Below are 19975 nucleotides of genomic sequence, written 5' to 3'. Positions count from 1 at the left end.
CGCGCCCCAGGTGTTCGGCGTTGACAGAACCTGCAGCTCGCCGGTCTGAAGGTCGATGAAGGTGTTGGTCGTGCTCAGTGCGGCCAGCGGCTGCCGCGAGGCATCGAAATCGGTACTGCTCTGTGGCGAGACCATGTGCTGGTCGCTGGCCAGCAGCTTCAGATTGACCTGCGACAGCTTCCAGCTCAGCGTGCCGTAGCTGAGCCGCTGCCGCGCTTTCGTCGACGCCGGGTAATCGCTTTCGCCGACGTAGTCATCGGCCTGCGCGCGGATGCCGAGTAGCGCGCCGAGGGGGCTCGGGTCGAGGTTCTTGAACAGGTTCAGACGCAGACCCTGCTGGCTCGACAGATAGTGGGTCAGGCTCAGCGACAGCTTGTTGGTGGGATGAAAATTGACCTTGAAACGGGCCGCTTCGAGGCGATCGGGCTGGGTGTCGTAGAACAGGTCGCTATAGAACGCATCCTTGCGCGAGGTCTCCCCCGAGACGCCCACCGACAACCAGTCGGTGATCGGTCCGGACGCACTGAGGTTGGCGGCGCGACTATCGAAGTTGCCGAGGGTGCCGGCGAACGAGGCCTTGAACGTCCGGCCTGGTTCTTCGGTGGTCACGCTGATCGCGCCGCCGGCGGCATTGCGACCGAACAGCGTGCCTTGCGGGCCTTTCAGCACTTCGACACTTTTGACGTTGACCAGCGAGTTGAATGCCGATTCGCCGTTGGGCGTGTAGATGCCGTCGATGTAGGTGGCGATGCTGGGATCGGCGGAGGCAACGAAGTTGTCGGTGCCGATGCCGCGGATGAACACGATCGGGAAGCCGGCGACACTGGTGAACTGCAGGCTCGGCACCACCAGCCCCAGTTGCTGCGTTGTCTCGATGCCGCGCGCGCCGAGTTCTTCGCCGCTGAACGCCTGGATCGAGATCGGTACTTCCTGAAGGTTTTCCTCGCGCTTCTGCGCGGTCACTACCACCGCTTTCAACGTGCGAGCGCGTGGCGCATCCGGAAAAACGGTGGGCCGGGTGGCGACCGGGAAAGTCGAAAGCTCGCCGGCAGTCGGTTCGGCCGATTCGCTTGCCTCTTCGGTGTCTGCCGCTGGCGCCGTGGAAGCGCTGTCGATGGCGGTGATCGGCGCGTCCTGATCGCCGGCCTGGCAGGGCGACGTGGTCCAAAGCAGGCTGCTCGCCAGGACAGCGGAACGGTATCGGGCTCGGCTCATCGCGTCCTCTGCAGCATTGATGGTGGATCGGTCCGGAAACAACGGCGACCGGATGGCAGCAAAGGGCTCTGGGTCCCGCGATCAGCCGGCAAGCGTGCAACGACTGCGGATTTGTCTAGACCGGCGCGGCTGAAGGCACCGCTGCCGGCACCGGCATACGCGTCACTCTCAGCCACCACTCGGCAGCGGCCAGGGCGATCAGTGCGGCGAGGATGGTGGAGGTCATGAACGCGTCGGGACCGGGCATGCCAAGCAGTACCATCGGCGGGAACAAGAACCGCTGGACGACCACCTGCAGCGAAAATCCGTAAGCGCGGATCATCCATTCGCGATGAGCGGCGAAACGGCGCCTCCGAACCTGCGCCACGGCCGTAAGCAGCATCAGCAGAAAGCTGCCGACGAGCATGACGGTCAGCAAGGTTTCGGGTCCGCCGGCGAATGGCTGCTGCAGGCCAATGATCAGCGCAGTGACCGACAGGATCATGGCCAGGGTGATGAATGCCGTACCGATGGCGCGATGTACGGAAGGCCGGCGCCGACGCAGCCCGGCATCGAACTGCAGCATCCCCAGCGCCAGCATCAAGGCGCCGAACACCCGGTGCGCGGCCTCTGTGAGCGGAATCTCCTGGCCAAATCGGACTGCCTGCTGGGCGTAATCACCCGTCATCAGGGCGGTCAGCTGCATCGCGAGGTCGGTCGGCATCGCGTAACGGAACAGGATGCTTTCGCAGGCCATGAATCCCACCATCGCCCATAACACCGTTCGCCCACGTTTCGCGGTGCGTTCGAGGTTCATCGTTGTCCTCTCCTGATCCCCGAATTCGGGCCTGCGGTGCGGCTGCTCGTTGGCTTTGGGGTCAGCAAGCGATCGACTGTCTGATGGTGCGGCAGCTGACGCTGCAGTCACGACCGTTCACCGAATCGCTAGACTCTTTCCTGTTGCCAATCCTCAATGTTGACGATGTTAAGATTAAAACTCTGATCTTAACGGTGTCAAGTTGCCGAGCTCAAAAAAACTGATGGTCAAGAAAATTCCGACGCGCAAGCCGGCCGCGCGCTACCACCACGGCGATCTGCGCGCTGCGCTGGTTCGGGCCGGGCTGGAGTTGCTTCGGAAAGAAGGTTTCGAAGCCTTGAGCCTGCGTGCTGTTGCCCGGCGCGCCGGTGTTTCACAGACCGCGCCGTACAGTCATTTCACGGACAAGAACGCCTTGCTGGCGGCGATTGCCGCGGAAGGTTTGCGGACGCTCGGCAGCCGTCAGCGTGCTTGCGCCGCGCTGTCCGATGTGCCGACCGAGCAGATGCTGGCCTTGGCCCGCACCGATGTCGGTATGGCCTGCGACGAGCCAGCCCTGTTCCAGTTGATGCTGGGTCCCGGCGCTCCTGAGAAATATCAGTCGCCAGAAGTGGATGAAGCGCATCGGGAGGGCTTCCTACACTTGCGTAGTGTGGTTGCCGCAGTCGCCGGAACCGGGATTGATGCTCCGGAAACTTGGGTCGCGATGATGGCGGCCTGGTCGATGGTCCATGGCATGGCCCAGTTGCTTACCGACGGCAAGATTTCTCCAGCGATGGTCGGTCTGCAGGACAGGGATCAGTTGGTGACCTTGATCATCAAGGCGGTAGCGGGGCCGGGATAGGGCGCTTTCGTTGCGGCCCCAGTCGGCGCCAGTCGGCCTCAGTCGACTTTCGCCTGCAGGCGGATATGGCCGACGAGATCGAAATCGGTGATCAGCGTGCGCGGCGTCGCGGCATTCAGCATCAGTGGCAGGCTCGCGGTTTCCAGCAAACAGCGAACGTTCGGCGCCACCGCAATCACATGGGCGCCGGGTGGCAGATACAGCGCCATCAGACCACCTGGCCCGAACTGGCCGGCGAATTCGCCATCGACAAACGCGCGCACGAAGGCCTCACGGCAGACGTAGTCATTGGCGCGGGCAATTGAAAGCGTTGCGGCGCCGGGAAACGGAGTGGCAAAGCGAGGCTGCGGTTCAACGATCGGCGGCGCACCGCTTGCGCAAGCGACCGTGACGGCCGCCAATGTACTTGCACAGATCAATCGGCTTCGGTGGATCAAAGGTGTATTCCCGGTTGTGTAACGAGCGCGTGGCACAGCTTCGTCGGACTCAGGCGAACGCGCAAACGAGCGTCGATGTCAGTTGTCGCTGATCGTCGGAGCTCGTTGGCTCGGCATCGACCTGTTGACAGCGGCAAGGGTGCCGTGAGTTCATATAAAACAGTCCAGACTGTATGTAACTTGGATTACCCTTCTGGACCGCCCCTGAACCTGTCCATGCCGCTGCTGAGCCGGAGCCGTCGATGATTCCTCGTACCCTGTTTTCCGCCGAACACGAAGATTTCCGCAATAGCGTGCGTCGCTTCTATGCCGAAGAAATCGTGCCGCATCGCGAGGAATGGGATGCGCAGCAGCACATCGATCGCAAGGCCTGGAACCGGGCTGGCGAGCTGGGCTTCCTGTGCACGGCGATTCCGGAAGAGTTCGGCGGCGCCGGCGGCGATCGCCTGTACAGCGTGATCCTGATGGAAGAGCAGTCCTACGCGGGCGATGCCGGCACCGGTTACTCGCTGCATTCGGACATCGTCGCCCACTACGTCAACAACTTCGGCAGCAAGGAGCAGAAGCTCGAATGGCTGCCGAAGATGGCTTCCGGGGAAGTGGTCACCGCGATCGCGATGACCGAGCCGGGCACCGGTTCCGATCTGCAGGGCGTCAAGACCACGGCGGTGTCCGATGGCGATGACTACATCATCAACGGCTCGAAGATCTTCATCACCAACGGCTATCTGTGCGACATGGCGATCGTCGTCGCCAAGACCGGCAACAGCGGCGAAGGCTCGAAGGACATCTCGCTGATCATGGTCGAGGCCACGCGTGAAGGCTTCACCAAGGGCAAGCCGCTGAAGAAGATCGGCATGCATGCGCAGGACACCTGCGAGCTGTTCTTCAAGGACGTGCGGGTGCCGAAGAAGAACCTGCTAGGCCGCGAAGGCATGGGCTTCGTGATGCTGATGCAGGAGCTAGCCTGGGAACGGCTGATGATCGCCATCACCTCGATCGCGGGAGCAGAGGCGGCGCTCAAGCACACGCTGGAATACACCCGCAATCGCAAGGTGTTCGGCAAGACCGTGGCCAGCTTCCAGAACACCCGTTTCAAGCTCGCCGAGATGAAGGCCGAGCTGGCGATCGGCCGCGTCTATGTCGACCGTTGCATCGAACTGGTGCTGAACAAGAAGCTCGGTGTCGACGACGCGGCAACCGCGAAGTACTGGTGCTCGGACCTGATGGGCAAGGTCATCGACCAGTGCCTGCAGCTGCACGGCGGCTACGGTTACATGCTCGAGTATCCGATCGCCCGCGCCTGGATCGATGCCCGCGCGCAGCGCATCTACGGCGGCACCAACGAGATCATGAAGGAACTGATCGCGCGCACGCTGTAACGATCAAGCTCGGCCGAGCCGAGGCGATGAGCGAAGTCGGCCGCTGGTGGGAGTCGCTGCCGCACGACTACTATCGGCTGACCGAAGCGACCGAGATCGACCTCGAGCACCGCCTGAAAGTGCGCGGCTCGGCCGGGCTCGATCGCCTGCTGCGCACCGGCCTCGGCACTCTGGTATCGGCAGCGATGGTGCCGGGGCTGGCGCGCAGTTCCGGTGTCGCACAGCAACGCGAGGCGCTGCGCTGGTATCAGCCCTATGCCGATCGCGATGACCGCGACGCGATCTTCGCGCGCCCGTCCGAGCCGGTGACGATCGAGGAAGCCCCGGCCGGCCGCTTCGGCTGGCGGCCGTCAGGCATTCCGGTGCGGCATCTGGCCTTCGACAGTCCGTTCCAGACGCTGAATCCGGCTCTGCAAGCTTCTTACACGCAATCCGGCCGCAATCGCCGAGCGCGGGCGCTGCACCTCTACCACCCGAATGGTCCACGCAAGACGCTGATCTGGCTGCACGGCTACACGCTCGACAGCTACCGCATCAACGGCACCGCGTTCGCGCTTCCGTGGCTATGGCGCAAGGGCTACGACATCCTGATGGTGACCTTGCCGTTTCACGGCGAGCGTGCCGAACGCTGGCATCCATTCAGCGGCTACGGCTATTTCGCTGGCGGCATGGCGCACGCCAACGAAGCGATGCTGCAGGCGATCCACGACATCCGCATCTTCATCGATCACCTGCTTGCGTCCGGTGTACCGAGCGTCGGCGTTTCCGGCCTGAGCCTTGGCGGCTATCTGAGCGCGCTGCTGGCCTCGGTCGACCCGCGCATCGCGTTCGCGATTCCGAACTCGCCGCTGGTGGTGCCGATCGACATGGCGCTGCAGTGGCAGCCGATCGGTCCGATCCTGCGTTTTCTGGACCGACGCCATGGCTTCGGCGTCGGCGAGATGCGCCACGGCATGGCGCTGCACAGCCCGCTGAGCTGGCAGCCGCTGATCGATCACGAGCGGCTGCTGATCATCGGCGGTGCCGGTGATCGTTTCACCTCGCCGAGCCTGGTCAATCTGCTGCATCGGCACTGGCGCGGTTCGCAGATGCACTGGTTTCCGGGCAATCATGTAGTGCACTTGCAGCAGGGCAAGTACCTGCGTCTGATGAAGCGGTTCATGGATCGCGCGACAGCGATCTGAGGCAGGAGAACGGCCATGGCCGATATCGAGATCGACGAACACTTGCCGGCTGCACCGCGGCGCGGCGTGCTGCAGCTCAATGGCCGCATCGCCGGCACCATCGCCAACGGCTTCGACTGGCTGTTCCGTCGCGATCGCCTGATCCAGTCCGGCAAGACCTGGTTCACGCTGATCCACGACAGCGAGCTGATGTCGGTGCGCTACTACGGCCCGCCGGACGAGGACAGCATCGAACTGCCCGATGGCAGCCGCCTGCCGGTGGTGCGTCAGCCGTTTGCGGTGCCTTTGGTGCTGGTGCCGCCGCTCGGCGTTACCGCCGACACGTTCGATCTGATGCCGCAGCGTTCGCTGGCCCGCTACATGGCGGCGCGCGGCTTCCGCACCTATCTGATCGACTGGGGCCGACCGACACCGGCGCACGCCTCGCTGGGGCTCGTCGATTACGTCGACACCATGATGGCCACCGCACTGACCGCGATCCGCAAGCATTCCGGCTCCCAGGAGGTTTCGCTGTTCGGCTGGTGCATGGGCGGCCTGCTGAGTTTGATGCACGCCGGCCTGACCCTGGATCCGAAGATCCGCAACTTGGTCACCGTCGCCAGCCCGATCGATCTGCGCGGCGGCGGCGTGGTCGCCGGGCTTGCCGGCGCGCTCGATGCGCCGGCGCGGCTGGTGCGCAAGTACAGCGATTTCCGGCTGATGGGCGTCGATCCCACGCGGCTGACGATTCCCGGCTGGCTGCTTGCGCTCGGCTTCAAGATGACCAGCCCGGTCGCCAGCATCACCACCTACTGGGATCTGCTGACCCGGCTCTGGGATCGCGAATTCGTCGAATCGCATTCGACGACCTCGAACTACCTGAACAAGATGCTGATCTATCCCGGCGGCGTGGTGCGCGACATGGTGTTGCGCATGGCCATCGACAACGAGCTGGCCAAGGGCAGCATTCGCATCGACACGCGCATCGCCGAACTCGGCAAGATCAAGGCCTCCGCACTGATCTTCGCTGGCAACCGCGACAGCATCGTCGCGCCATCGATTGCCCGAAAGATCGTCGACATCTTGCCGACCAGGGACAAGTCCTGGCGTATCGCCACCGGCGGCCACATGGGTGTGGTGCTTGGCAGCAAGGCGCCGCTGGAAGTCTGGGGCCCGGCCGCGGACTGGCTGGCCGAGCGTTCGCAGGCGAAGCCGCCTCGGAAAGCAGCGACGAAGCCGCGCAAGCCGCGCGCGAAATAGCGGCTTCGGCAGCGCACTCAGGGCACAACGAAAAAGCCCCCGCATCCGAAGATGCGGGGGCCTCGATCACGTCCCGGCGATCAGCTGCCGGCGATGATTACGACTTGGTCACGACAGGCTTACGGCGTGATGCAGCCCTTGATGAAGTTGCGCTGGTTCGGGATGCCGGCGAGGAAGCCAAAGCCGGTACCGGTGCCGACGCTGCTCGTCGAGTTCTTCACGGCGCCGTAGAACGGCGCAGCAACGAGGTCAGCGATGTTCGCCGCATCCGCACCGTTGCCCGTGTTGTAGGCGAGCAGGTAGGTGATGGCGACAATCGGGTAGGCCGCGTAGTCACCCTTGGCGTTCAGCGCCGGGGTGGCATAGGCGTTCGGATCGACAACCTTGAGGCAAGCCGGCACCTGGGTGGTTGCGGCAACCAGGGTCGGACGGCCATTGCCGTCGTTCGGGCCGACGACCACGCCTTCGAACAGCGCACCGGTGGCCGGCAGCTTGAACGGCGACTTGAGGCTGAGCGGGCTGTACTCCTTGAACTTCGCGGCCGGCGACACGCCCTTGACGGCGGCGCGATCCGGCTGCTTCTTCAGGGTGGCGAAGGCCACGGAGTTGGCGCCGACCGAGTTCTTCGACAGGCCGTCGGAGAGTTCGGCGTAGCCGATCGCGCCGTCGTTGGCGGCGATCGCATTGGTCGCACCCGGGTTGCCGTTGCCACCGATCGCGCCGGCCGGAGCCGTGCCGCCGGGGAACGCGGCCAGGAAGGTGCCCTGGGTCGAGAAGCCGGCGACTGCGTTCGGCACTGCCGTCGGGCAGACCGCCGACAGATGGTTCGACATCGAGAACGAGGTGCCCGAGCCGTCCGTGCGATAGACGACCTTGATCGCCTTCGACGGGAAGCCGAGCTGGCTCCAGTTGCTGATCGCGCCGGAGAAGATCTGGCAGACCTGCGATTCCGTGAACACGACGATGCGCGACGGCGAGATGTCGTTGTTCTTGAAGGTCACGGCGATCGCTCCAGCGAGCGTCGGGAACTGCACGGCGGCCGTGCGGCTGGTGCCGTAGTTGGTCGTGAACGTCGACAGTTCGCCAGCGCTCAGCGGCTGATCGGTGGCCGCGAAGTGCGGCGCGCGCTGACCGGCCGGAGCCGAAAAGCCAGCCGGAGCGGTCGGGCCGTAGTCACGGCAGATGCCGTCGGCGAAGTTGTTGCCGGTCGAACCGCCGGCGGTGCCGGAGCCGGTCTGGCCGATGAAGGTACGGCGACCCTGGCCGGAGCCGGTGCCGCAGTACGAGGTGTCCGGACGCGAGGTCGTGCCACGGGCTGGCGGCGACAGCTTGTAGGCGCCGAACAGCGAGGTCGATTCGACCGGCACGAAGGTGAAGCCGGGGTTCAGGGCACCGTTCGGGGCGCTGAGACGGGCGGTCGGCGTCACGTCATAGATGTTCGAGCCGTTGTAGGCGGTGGCCGGCAGAGTCGCACCGCCGCCGTACAGCACCGGGCTCGGGGTGGTCGTCTGGGCGAGAGCAGCGGATGACACGAACAACGCGGCGAGCGCGGCAGAACCGGCGGCCTTAATTTTGAAGGACATACCCTTCTCCTGAATGGATGACGAAGCTTTGATTGGCGTGGACAAGAATTGGCGAAGCGGACGAATGAGGCCGGAAATCTGGTCTCAAGCCGCATCAGAGTAGAGATCGATGTTGGCAATTCCTTTACGGAATGAAGACATTTGCCAACTCTTTCGCCGATTGCCTGCCAAGGGATCTTTTGCTTCGAATCCCAACAACATTTCGTCATTTCCGCGCAGGCGGGTTGAGCGCGCAGGGACGCGGCCAACAATCCAGTTCTGAGGCGGAACGCTATTGCCAAAACTGGATGCCCGCCTTCGCGGGCATGACGGATTTATAAGTATCCATTCAACTTAAAAACGCTCCAGCGCCGCAGTAGATTCGATCTGCTTACGGCGTTCGCCGCTTGCGCCGTTCTTCCTCGTCGTTTTCATCACCGCTGCCGCCACCGAAGCCGAGCACTTCGACGGTGATCTGGTTGGCCGCTGTCTGCTGCGGACGGCCGCTGGCTAGGCCGTCGGCACTCTGATTGACCGCTGCGCTGACCGCGGAACCAGCAGCCACTGCGGACACGTTGACGGCACCGGTCGGCACGCCGGTGGAGCCGCCGCCGGTGGAGATGTTGCCGGCGTTGGCCACTGCATTGGCAGCCACGTTCAGCGAGCCGGAGACACGGATACCGGCGTCACCGGCGTCGACGGTGCCGGTCGGTGCCACCAGGTTGGCGGTGCCGCTTGGATCGCCCGGCCGGGTCTGCAGCACGGCGATACCGGCGCCGCTGACCTGCGATTCGGCGTTGACCAGACAGAAGTGGTCGACGTCGCAAAGGAATTCCGGCGGCGGAATCTCGGTGGCCGTGCGGGCACCGCGGCCAGCGTTGATGTCGCCGTTGGAACTCCAGATCAGCACGTCGCCACCTTGCTCGGTGAAGATGCGGCTCTGGGCCAGCAGCACGCTGCGGTCGGTGAAGATGTCGATCGAGCCTTTCTGCAGGGTCAGCAGGCCCTGGTTGTTCGGGCCGATGCTGGCCGAGAACGCGGTCGCAGCGACCAGCGGCGGTGCCGAGACGCTGCCGACCAGCACATTGCCGCCCGGCCCGAGGATCGAGATATCGCCGCCGCGCTGGGTCTGCACGCTGGTACCGCGGAGATCGAAATTGCCGGTGGCGATCGGCGTCAGCGAGCCGTTGAAGCCGCCGGAAAGATCGTTCTGCGTATAGCCGGACTGGCCGGGGAACAGCATCTCCACCGCCGCGAAACCACGGCCGTACTGGCCGGCGTAGAGGCTGTTGCTGGCGGTCTGCGGATCGGTGAGGCCGCGCGGCAGCTTGTTGTAGTCGAGGCCGGTGCGATCGAGGATGTCGAGCAGCACGGTCTGGATCAGCTGGCTGCGCTGCACGTCCGGCAGTGCTTCGAAACGTGCGTATGCCGCTTCCGGCGACAGGTTCTCCGCGGGTGCCGGCTGGCCGTTGCGAACGGCATTGTCGGCATCGATCTGCTGCACGAAGGCGATCAGCTCGGCGCTGTAGCTGCGGGTACCGATCGGATCGGCGATATCGCTGTCGGAATGGCCGACTGCCGGATCGAGATAGGTCGTCGCGAACTTGTCGAGCGCCACGCCGGGCGCGATGCCGAAGCTGACGGAGATGTTCGCGCCAGCGCGGTCGAGATAGGCGTTGTTGACGTTGCCCACCGTGCGCACGCCGGGATAGCGCAGCGTTCCGGGCGGCAGCAGACCCAGGGTCGCGGCGTCGTTGGCCGAGCTCAAAGGACCGATGTCGCGACCGCCCTCGAGCGCCAGCGTGCCGGGGCCGCCGAGCTCGATGAACGGCACCGAGCGGCCCGGCTGCAGCGGCGTGTTGTAGAGATCGCGGCCGGCGCGGATCAGCGTTACATCGGAGGCGTACAGGTTCTGGCCGATGAAGCTCAGATCGACGATGTCGCGCCCGGCCAGGATCAGCGCCGGCTTGTCGACCGAGATCAGCAAGGTGCCGGCGCCGACATCGTTGCCGTTGATGATGTCTCTGCTGGCGCTGTAGATGCGCACCGGCTCGGCGTCCGCCGCGTGCAGCGGCGTTGCGGTATGAAAGCGGAACGCGGCATTGACGTCGTTGCCGATCAGGCTTGGCAGTCGCACCGAGTTGTTGCCATTCAAGGCCGACAAGGGATTCAGGGCGGTCGGCAACAGGCTTGCCGGCGCGTCGATCAAGCCGAAGAATCCGTTTGCCGTGCCGCTCGAGTTGGACAATTGCACGCGACCTTCGGCGATCAGGCTCAGCGTTCCGCCGGCCGATGGATACAGCTCCATGCCGTCACCGGCGCTGACGCTGATGCCGCCGTTCGGCGCGAACAGTTCCAGCTTCGGCACCGTGACGTACTGATAGCCCGCGGACAACGACAAGCCGCTGCCGTAGCCGAACTCGTTCTGGGTGCGGTTGAAGCTGATATCGCCGGCACTGCTGACAATGCTCACCGAGGCATCGGTGGCATAGGCCTCGCCGTCGAAGTTGCTGAACAGATAGCTCGGATTGAAGACGCCGCCGATCGCCACATTGCCGGCTGCGCTGACCTGGAAGCGTCCATCCTGTACGGCCAGAAGCGTGGCGATCGGAGCGCCGGTGCTGTTGCTCAGATCGCTGGCGATAGCCCGGCCGGCGCGCAGACGGCCGCTGCCGTTGCCGACGTAATAGGCGCCGCTGAGCAGATCGCGTCCGGCACTGATCTCGATGTCGCCACCGCCGACCATGCTGCTGCTGCGGTTGGCGCCGCTGCCGTCGATGCGCGTGGTGATCGGCGCCGAGACCGACAGGTCGGCGATGTCGCGCTCGGCACTCACCGTGATGTCGCCGCCAGCGCTGAGCAGCCCTTGAGCGAAGTTGCTGTAGTTCAGCGACGAGCCGGCGGCCGGGGCGGTGCAGATGCCGGTGAAGATGCAGTCGCGCTGCAGCCACGGCCACCAGTACTGGCTCAGGTTGTTGCGGAAATTGCCGCTGCGCTCTTCGTCGTCACCCACCTGCTGGATGCCGCGGATGTCGCGTCCGGCATTGATCGTGATGTCACCGGCGGCTTCCGGGCGGGTCGTCGAGTTGACCAGCACCGCCGGGAAGCCGCTGCCGCGCGTGTAGGCCACGGCGCTGGATGGTGTCGCGGTGTCGTCCAGCGAACGCCGGCCGGCGGTGTAGATGACACCGGGTGCCGTGGTGTCGCGGATCGCGACATCGAGTGCGGTGCCGATGTCGATGCTGCCGGTGCCGGTACGGATCATCGTGCCTTCGACGACGTTGGCGAAGCCTGAGATATCGCCGCGTCGGTTACGGATCGGCACGAAGCCACTGACGTGGAAATCGAGGCTCAAGGAGCCGGCTTCCTGGCTGGCGCCCGTCCGCGGATCAAGGTTGCCGATACCCGCTGCCGCGCGTTCCGCTGTGCCCGCCACCCGCAGCGGATCGACGCTGCCGACATCGGCACCGGCGACCAGGCGATAGCTGCTCGAATCGGCGAAATAGCGGCTGCCATCGGCGGCAGTCTGCACGCCGAATAGAGCGGCCGCCGACATCGGCAGCGGATTGCCGAAGGTCGAGTCCGGCGAGGCCGAGTTGTCTGGCCCCGAGCCGTCGATATCGACCGGATTGTTGTACTGGAAGAAGCCGTCGCTGAGGCTGGCGTAGACATCGAGATCGCCGGCCGCGCGCAGGGTCAGTGCCGGTGCGACCTGGCCTTTGTAGCGATAGGCGAGGTTCAGCTTGTTGTTGCTATCGACCGTGCCGGCCGCGAGGTTCCAGTTGCTGGCGATCTGGATGTCGCCACCGTTGACCGCCGCGTTCGGGTTGACCAGCTCGATGCCCGGCCGCACTACGACGTTACTCAGTCCGGCAAAGCGCGGCTCGAAACTGAAGCCCGGCGCCTGCACGTAGCCCTGCAAGGTGTCGACATAGAAGCCGCTGTGATCGGTGTTGCGCGGCTGGGTCGCGAACAGGAAGGCGCCGGTCGGGCTGTAGTCACCGGCGGCATCGATGATGCCGTCGAAGTGGCGCGTGCCGGTGCCAGCGTCCGTGGTGCTCCAGGTCGCATAGGCTTCCAGCGAGATGTCGCGGGCACCGAGGATCTGCGCTGCCGGCAGCGGGCTGATGCCGACGTCGCCGTCGGACAGCAGCGGCGCGCGCAGGCTCAAAGTTCCGTTGGACAAGCCGCCGGACGTTCCGCCGCGCAGATCGATCAGCGCGCCGCTGCCGATCGTGATCGTCCCGGAGCTTGCGGCGCTGACGTTCTGGTAGCCGTAGGCCGCGTTCAAGGAGCCGTCGCCGCTGCCGGAAGTGCCGATCGCGACCGTGCCGCCGCGCTTGTCGCTGCGGCTGCCGGTGGCGATCAGGCGGCCTTCGACATCAACGCCGCTGCGGCCAAAGAGCCGGATGTCGCCGCCCTTGTCGCCGGAGGCGTCGATGGTGCCGGCGATGCGGACGTTGCCGTTATTGCTGTCGGCACTTCCGCTGCCGCCGTCGGCAGTCAGCGAAACGCTGGCCGCGCGCAGCGTGCTGCCGGCGCCGAGTTCGAGATTGCCGCTGCGGCTGCGCACCGCGATCGCGCGATCGACGCCGCTGTTGGCGAGGCCCGCCGCCAGCGCATCGAGCGCCACGGCACTGCCGCTGTCGAGCGAGAAGCTGCCGCCGAGGAAGCCGGCGCTGGCGTTGCCGCGCAAGCTACCGTCGAGTTGCACCGTGCCGGCAGCGCTGATGTTCAGCGCGCCAGCATCGCCACCGCGATTGCGGCCATCGTCGGCAGCGCCGAAATCGAGCTGCGCGCCGCTCGCGACCTGCACGCCGCCGGTGTCGGCACTCAGGCTCAAGCTGCCAGCCTGGGCGTAGGTGGTGACGTCGATGATGGTCTTGGTCGCGCCGCGCACCGACAGGCGCGCGTTGCTGCCGAGCAACAGATCGCCGCTGGTGGCCTGGACTGCGAGCTTGCCGCCGAGCGCCTGCAGCGCGGTATCGATGCTCACCGTGCCGCCGACCAGGCCGCCCGAGCCACCGACTGGTGCCGCCGTCAGCGCCGTGGCGCCGGCGATGCCGACCAGGTTCAATGCGCCCGCTGTTGCCAGACGATTGTCGGCACCGGTTTCAGCGATCAGCAGCGGCGTTGCCAGATTCACCGGCGCGTTGCCGAAGTCGAAGTTGCCAACGCCCTGCAAGCGCACGCCCTTGTTCGCCGTGGCATCGACCGAGGCAAAGCCGGACAGCGATTTGCTGCCCGCGCCAAAGATGATTTCGTCAGCATTCAGCTTCAACAGGCCCGAGCCGGAAACAGCGGCGGGCACGGTGGCGCCGAGATCATTCGAGAAGCTCAAGCTTGTCGCCTTCAGTGCGACCGTGCCGCCATCGCTGCTGAAGCTACCGGCGCTCAGGGCCAGGCCGCCGTCGAGCGCGGCGCTGACATTGCCGAGGAAGTTGATCGCGCCGCGGCTGCGCAAGGTGACCTGCTGCGAGTCCGCGAACTGGGCCAGGGTGCCGCTGCCGACGACGAAGCCGCCATCGGTTTCCGGCAGCAGCGCGCCATCACCGAGGAAGCTGACGACGCGGGCGTTGGCATCGATCGCCGCGGCGCTGAAGCGCGCATCGGCGTCGACCTCGGTGCGGCCCGAGGAATCCAGGGTCACCGAACCGGTGGCGGTCTTTCCGGCCGTTGCGAGATCGGCCGACAGGCTGGCGCCTGCACCGATGCTCAAGCTGCCGACCGGTACCCGGCCCACGTTGCTGCGCGTGACGGTCACGGCACCCGCATTCGACAGTCGAAGCAACGCGCCATCGCCGCTGACGGCTGGCAGAGCGCCATCGGCGGCCGAGCCGATCAGCAGGCCGACAGCGGACGCGGCCGGCAGCGTGCCGCTGGCGCGCAGCGTGGCGCCGTCGGCGACGACGATGCCGGCATTCGTGGTGTCGGCGCTTCCGGCACCGGCGACGACGATGATTTCCGGCGCGCTCAGCGCTTCGCTGCCGTTGTCGATGATCACACTGTCGGCAAGCACGGCGATGCGGTCGCCTTCGTCGGTGCGGCTGCGGCTGCCGCCGATCAGCAGGCTCGAGGCGCCGAGCGCGCTCAGATCACCGGCGACCAGCTGCACATAGCCTTCGAGCGCCACGCCACCGGTGGCGCTGACCTGCAGACGCTGCGAGGCGATGTCGACCAGGCCGCCAGCGCCGCTGACGCCATCGGCACCGATGCCGGCGGCGGTGTTCAGGGTCGCGCCGAGGCTCAGCGTCTGCGTGGCCGCCAGCACCAGCTGGCCGGCATCGACCGGCCGGCGCGGTGTCGCCTGGCCATTGCGCGCGGCGGCGTCGGTGAAGAACTTGTTGGCGCTGGTGAAACTGTATTCGGAGTACTGCCGCCAGGTGTCCTGGCTCTGCACGAAGAACGCCGTGCTGCGGCTGTCCTGGGCGCCGCTGTACTGGTCGACATAGCGTCCGGCGACCAGCAGGGTGCCATCGGCCAGGCGGCTGTTCTCGGTGGCCAGGCTGTCCAGCGCACGCGTGTCCTGAACGACGCGGAAAGCGCCCGGCACGGCTGCGTACTGGCCCGGCAGCAGGGTGTAGATGCCGGCGGCGAGGCCGTCGATGCCGCTGAGATAGACCTGCTGGCCGATCAGCGGATTGCCGGCGACCAGCGCCGGGTCGTAGGCCGCAGCACCCTGATAGCCGGGGATGATCGCGTAGATCGCCCGGCCGTCGGCGTACAGCGGCACGGCTTGCGCGGTGCCGCTGGCGTAGCTGGTGTTGGTCCGCGACAGCACATCGCGCGAGCCGCCGGTGCCGGCCACGAATTCCGCCGCCTGCAGATCGCCACCACCGGCGAGATTGACGGTGGCGCCGCTGTCCAGGGTCACTGCCGCCGCGCTGATCGCCAGGCGCTTTTCCGGCGGGGCCGACAGGATCGGTGCGACCAGCTGGCCGGCAAAGTCGGTATTGGCGGCGGCGTTGTAGCTGTAGTTCAGACCATCGACGGTGCGGCCGTAAGGCACGATCAGACCGTCCAGCGATACCGAGGTGATGCTGCCGCTAGCCAGACGCACCGAGCGGGTCGCAACCAGCGGCACCTGCGCGGTGATCGGGTCGCCCTTGCTGTTGCTGGCCGGGAAGCTGAATAGCGCCAGCGCAGCCGGATCGAAGGGATCGGCAACGCCAAGCTGGATCTGGCCGCCGGGCGCGCGCAGGGTGCCGGACTGCTCGATGAGCGTGGCATTGACCAGCAGGCTGCCGCCGGCGGACAGCGGCGTCGCCACGGTTCTGGAAGCCTCGTTGCCGAGGAAACGGACCGTGGTGTCGGCGCGACCGGTCGAGATGCCGTCGACGAAACCTTCGGCACCGACGGCGCTGATGATGAAGCTGTTGCCGGTCGCCGGATAAAGCTGGGCGGCCTGGAAGCTAAGATTGCCGGCCGTGAACAGCGCACCGGGCACCGCGGTCGCGGCACCGGGGTTGGCGATGACGTTGCGGTAGAAATCGAACTGCGCCGGCGTCAGCAGGCGGATGTCGCCGCTGGCGTTGAAGCTGGTCTCGCCGAAGCCGCGCAGATTGAATTGGCCACCGAGATCGATGTTCGCGGCGTTGACGGTCAGCTGTACGCCAGGCGCGGGCGCCGGCAGCGCCGTCGTATTGCCGTAGTCGCCAGTGTTCGCGTAGCCGTGCAGCGCCACATAGGGCGCGTTCAGACTCACCGACGAAAGGCCGTCGGCACCGCTCTGGCCGACGAAGTTCGAGGCGTTGGCGATGATCGACCGACCCAGGTTCAGGCTCAGGTTGTTGGCGAAGACGATGCTGCGCGGTGTGCTGACATTGTTCAGGCTCGGGTCGACGCCGAGCAGCAGCGCGTCGATGCCCGAACCATCAAGCCGGTCGACGCCGAAATAGAGCACGCCGGACGGTGCCAGAAGATCGGCTTCGACGGTCATGCCCGGCGTCAGCGCGCCTGCCGGCATCGCGATCGGCTTCTCGCGTAGCACCAGTCGGTTTGCCCCGGCATAGGCCACGCCGCCGGGAACCGGCGGATTGGTGACTGCCGTCGAGGGCAGCAGTGTCGCAAGGCTCAAGCTGCCTCCGCGTGCGCCGCTGCCACCCGCCTGAGCGAGCAGCTTGCCATCGAAGTACAGCCCGGCACCGGCGCCGATGCGGATGCTGCCGGCATCGCTGGCGACGGTGGTCGCGAGGTAGCCGTTGCCGCTGGCATCGGAGCGCAGATCGAGCACGGCAGCAGTGCCGGAGACGTCGATGCGGGCACCGCGCGCACCGCCCGCACCGTCAGCCTGGCCGTCCGCGCCGAGCGCGATGACGTAGCCGGTGTCGTTGCTCAGGGTGACGCTGCCGCCGGCCAGCACGCTGCCGGTGCGTGGCGTCGTCGGGCTGCCGTCTGCGCCCTCGATCGGCTGCTGGAACGGATCGAGCAAGGTCGCGCCGGAAGCATCGAGCAGGCTGCTGGCGCCGAGGAATACCGATTTGCTGCCGTCGACGTAAGGGAAATCGATGCGGCCCGGCACCTGGGCGTAGCCACCACGCGCGGTGTCCGCCGTCAGGGTGATCGCGCCGCCGTGGGCGACGATGCTGCCGAGCACGGTGACCTGACGGTTCGAGCCCAGGGTCACGGTGGCGCGCGCGTCGGCCAGGATCGCCGCATCGCGGTCGAGCAGCACGGTGCCGGTGACGCCGGCTGCCGAGTAGTCGGGCAGGGCACCGCCCGAGCCGCGCCAGTTCAGATAATCGCCGGCGTACAGCTCGAAGTTGGTTGCCTGGCGATGGAAATCATCGAGCGCGCCGATGCGGGTGTAGGCCGGATCGTAGAGATCGATGCCGGTCTGCGCGGCCAGCAGTGCTGCTTCGTCCGGAATGAAGTTGAACTGCTGCGGCTTGAGCACCGTGCCGGCGGTGATCGTCGCGTCGTACTCGGCGATCAGCCGGTAGCTGCCGAAGCCCTGGCCGGTGAAGAAGTCGGCAGGCAGCACGGTGTCCCAGGCATTCGCTGGCGCTTCGCTTTCGCCGATGCGGAAGCCGAGCGCCCGCAGACTTAGAGTGCCGCCACCGGAAAAACCATAGGCCAGCAGTTCGCCGCCGAAGACGATGCGGCCTGAGGTCGGCTGGCTGGTGGGCAAGCCGATGAGCGCGGTCGGGTCGAACTGGCTGCCGCCGGACAGCTGATAGGTTTCCAGCGCGATGCTGCCGCCTCGACCGAGCACGATGCCCCGGCTCTTGGCCAGATTGCCATTGGGCAGCACTCTGCCGCCGCTGGAGACATCGAGCAGGCTGCCACTGCCGAGCAGAATCGAGCCGGTGTTGTCGACGGTGCAGGTGTTGTCCGGACAGCCGGCAGTGCCGCCATCCAGGGGCAGCGAGGACTGCAGGGTGCCGAGGCTGATGCTGCCGCCGTTGACGAAGGCGCCGCCGGCGATGGCGTCTTCATTCTTCAGGGCGTCGTTGATCCACTGGCCACGGGTCGACAGCTGCACGCCGTTGCCGACCACGACATCGCCGCTGATCGGCGTCACAGCCGTGCCCTCCGGACGCAGGGTGGTGCCGGCGACATCGGTGTTGCCGGTTGCGGTGACATTGATGCTGCCGGCAGTGGCCGTGAGGTCAGCCAGCACCGTGACCCGCGAACCGGTCAGGCTGATGCTGCCACCGGGCTGCACGCGCAGCGCATCGGCCACCACGATCTCGCCGCCGAAGTTGGTGCCGGACGGGGTATCGGCGGCGATGTTGATGCTGCTGAAACCGGCTGCCGCAAGCTCGGCGGCGGGAATCGCGATCCAGTTCTGCAGATTGCCGGTATCGCTGGCGGCGGAGGTCGAGACCGGCAGCGCTGTCGTTGCACCGAAGCCGGGGACCAGCGTTTCGAGATCGGGCAGCGTGTTGGTGATCACGTAGCTGCGACCGGATGCGGCGACATCGACCAGTGCGTTGCCGGCGCCGGCACCCGCGTTGAAGCGGCCACCGCTCGGCATCCGGGCATCGGCGACCTGATGGCGACCGGCGTAGGCCTGCGCCGAGATGTCGCCATCGAGCACCGCGGCGTGGCTGGCAAACACGTTCAGGGTGCCGGCGTTGCCGCCCTTGAGGTAGTCGCTCTCGTAGCGGGCGCCGACGCTGGCGATCAGCGGGTTGGTATAGGTGTTGGTGACGTTCCAGCGCGGATGCTCGTCGTCGAAACGGCCGGCGATGCCGATGTACTGGAGGCTTGGATCGGCATCGGCGATGTCGATCACCGCGCCGTTGGCGGCGAGCAGTCGGGTGGTCTCGATGATGCCGCCGAGATAGTGCAGGTAGCCGCCGTCGAGGTTCTGCGAGGAACCGGCGCGGGTCACCACTTCGGCGCCCGCGAGGGTCAGCGTGCCGCCGTTCTGCAGCAGTTCCGAAATGCCGCGTGGCCGGGCATCGACGAAGCCGCCGACATTGGCGACCGGCGTGCCGACATAGCTGGTGCCGTCGTCGCGAGTGCCGGTGACCCGGCTGTCGACGGTGATCGGCGCACCGAACAGCACACCGAGGCGCTGCAGCGGCGAATCGGCCAGTTCGTTGAGGCCCAGGCGATTGATGCTGATCAGGTTGGCCGCCATCGCCAGCTGCACATCGGCAAGGCCGGAGACATCGATGATCGAACCGTCTTCGAGATAGACACGGCCGGGCATCGGCAGCGTGCCGTCGCTGATTGCGCCGACCAGTGCAGCCAGTTGCACGTTCTGACCCGGCGCTTCGATCAGCGCGCCGCGGTCCAGGGTGATCGCGCCGCCGCGCAGGCTGGCGGTGCCGACCTGGAACACCCGATCGGCGGCGGCGCTGGAGGTGGTGGTTTCGCCGTTGGCGTCGGGCAGCAGCGCGGTCACCGAAGTGCCGGATAGTCTCAACGTGCCGCTGCGCGAGATTTCGGAGTCGAGCTCTTGCTGATCCAGCGCGCTCAGATTCAGGCTGCCGGCGCGGGTGACGCTGGTCGTTGCGATCAGCACGCCCTGCTGGTCGATGTCGTGAGCCAGCAGGCTCAGATCGCCGCGCCGGGACTGGATCAGGCCGCTGTTGACGAGCTTGCCGATCAAAGCGGGTGTCGCGCTTCCATCGATGGCCTGGCCGGTCAGCACCGGGTTCAGCAGCAGCGCGCCGGTATTGCTGTTGCGCAGGCCGACGCCGACGCCGGCGGCGACGATCGCCTGGCCTTCGACGGCGCTGATGGTGCCGGCATTGCTGACGTTCGGCGCGGCGATCAGCGAGTAGCCGAGGGCATTGGTGGCGATGCTGGCGCCGGCCTCGATGGTGATGTCACCCGGCAGGATGCCGGCCTGCACGGTCT

General features: G+C 66.2%; 9 protein-coding genes. 4 read left to right on the top strand and 5 right to left on the bottom strand.

The features are described from left to right. Both QZY06_RS01765 and QZY06_RS01760 read right to left on the bottom strand, forming a co-directional pair. Positions 1–1215, bottom strand: a 1215-nt coding sequence (locus QZY06_RS01765; protein ID WP_295679410.1) for a TonB-dependent receptor, incomplete at its 3' end; no start/stop codon positions are given. 115 nt (positions 1216–1330) lie between these two features. Continuing rightward, positions 1331–2011 carry a DUF2306 domain-containing protein gene (locus QZY06_RS01760; protein WP_295679407.1) on the bottom strand — a complete coding sequence of 227 codons (681 nt, stop codon included), beginning with the start codon at positions 2009–2011 and terminating at the stop codon, positions 1331–1333. A 223-nt stretch (positions 2012–2234) separates the two neighbouring features. Here QZY06_RS01760 and QZY06_RS01755 point away from each other — a divergent pair, with 223 nt between their 5' ends. After that, positions 2235–2855, top strand: a complete 621-nt coding sequence (locus QZY06_RS01755) for a TetR/AcrR family transcriptional regulator (protein ID WP_295679405.1) — start codon at positions 2235–2237, stop codon at positions 2853–2855. A 38-nt stretch (positions 2856–2893) separates the two neighbouring features. On the opposite strand, the gene QZY06_RS01750 is transcribed toward QZY06_RS01755, so the two are convergent. Next, a complete protein-coding gene (locus QZY06_RS01750) occupies positions 2894–3118 on the bottom strand; it encodes a hypothetical protein (RefSeq protein ID WP_295679403.1) in 225 nt (74 codons plus the stop codon). A 416-nt stretch (positions 3119–3534) separates the two neighbouring features. Between QZY06_RS01750 and QZY06_RS01745 the strand changes: the two genes are divergently transcribed. Genes QZY06_RS01745 through QZY06_RS01735 form a run of 3 tightly spaced genes read left to right on the top strand, consistent with a single transcriptional unit; the run spans position 3535 to position 7097 of the window. Next, entirely contained in the window at positions 3535–4674 is a 1140-nt protein-coding gene (locus QZY06_RS01745; RefSeq protein WP_295679400.1) for an acyl-CoA dehydrogenase family protein, read from the top strand. 26 nt (positions 4675–4700) lie between these two features. Further along, positions 4701–5858 carry a hypothetical protein gene (locus QZY06_RS01740; protein WP_295679397.1) on the top strand — a complete coding sequence of 386 codons (1158 nt, stop codon included), beginning with the start codon at positions 4701–4703 and terminating at the stop codon, positions 5856–5858. 15 nt (positions 5859–5873) lie between these two features. Beyond that, positions 5874–7097: an alpha/beta fold hydrolase gene (locus QZY06_RS01735; RefSeq protein WP_295679396.1), complete on the top strand. Its 1224-nt coding sequence runs from the start codon at positions 5874–5876 to the stop codon at positions 7095–7097. Between the two features lie 119 nt (positions 7098–7216). On the opposite strand, the gene QZY06_RS01730 is transcribed toward QZY06_RS01735, so the two are convergent. Next, on the bottom strand, positions 7217–8680 hold the full coding sequence (locus QZY06_RS01730; RefSeq protein ID WP_295679394.1) for a substrate-binding domain-containing protein: 1464 nt from the start codon (positions 8678–8680) through the stop codon (positions 7217–7219). Positions 8681–9050: 370 nt separating this feature from the next. Beyond that, positions 9051–19970, bottom strand: coding sequence for a filamentous haemagglutinin family protein (locus QZY06_RS01725; RefSeq protein ID WP_295679392.1), 10920 nt, complete (start codon positions 19968–19970; stop codon positions 9051–9053). Positions 19971–19975 lie beyond the last annotated feature (5 nt).

It is taken from the genome of uncultured Nevskia sp. (assembly GCF_903885465.1).
Classification (GTDB): domain Bacteria; phylum Pseudomonadota; class Gammaproteobacteria; order Nevskiales; family Nevskiaceae; genus Nevskia.
The sequence above is the reverse complement of the archived record's forward strand: the minus strand, read 5'-3'. Positions and strand labels throughout refer to the sequence as shown.

Excerpts from the sequence above, each read along its gene's own strand:
- QZY06_RS01740 (WP_295679397.1), top strand. The coding sequence starts at position 4,701 with ATGAGCGAAGTCGGCCGCTGGTGGGAGTCGCTGCCGCACGACTACTAT.
- QZY06_RS01760 (WP_295679407.1), bottom strand. The coding sequence starts at position 2,011 with ATGAACCTCGAACGCACCGCGAAACGTGGGCGAACGGTGTTATGGGCG.
- QZY06_RS01735 (WP_295679396.1), top strand. The coding sequence starts at position 5,874 with ATGGCCGATATCGAGATCGACGAACACTTGCCGGCTGCACCGCGGCGC.
- QZY06_RS01730 (WP_295679394.1), bottom strand. The coding sequence starts at position 8,680 with ATGTCCTTCAAAATTAAGGCCGCCGGTTCTGCCGCGCTCGCCGCGTTG.
- QZY06_RS01755 (WP_295679405.1), top strand. The coding sequence starts at position 2,235 with ATGGTCAAGAAAATTCCGACGCGCAAGCCGGCCGCGCGCTACCACCAC.
- QZY06_RS01745 (WP_295679400.1), top strand. The coding sequence starts at position 3,535 with ATGATTCCTCGTACCCTGTTTTCCGCCGAACACGAAGATTTCCGCAAT.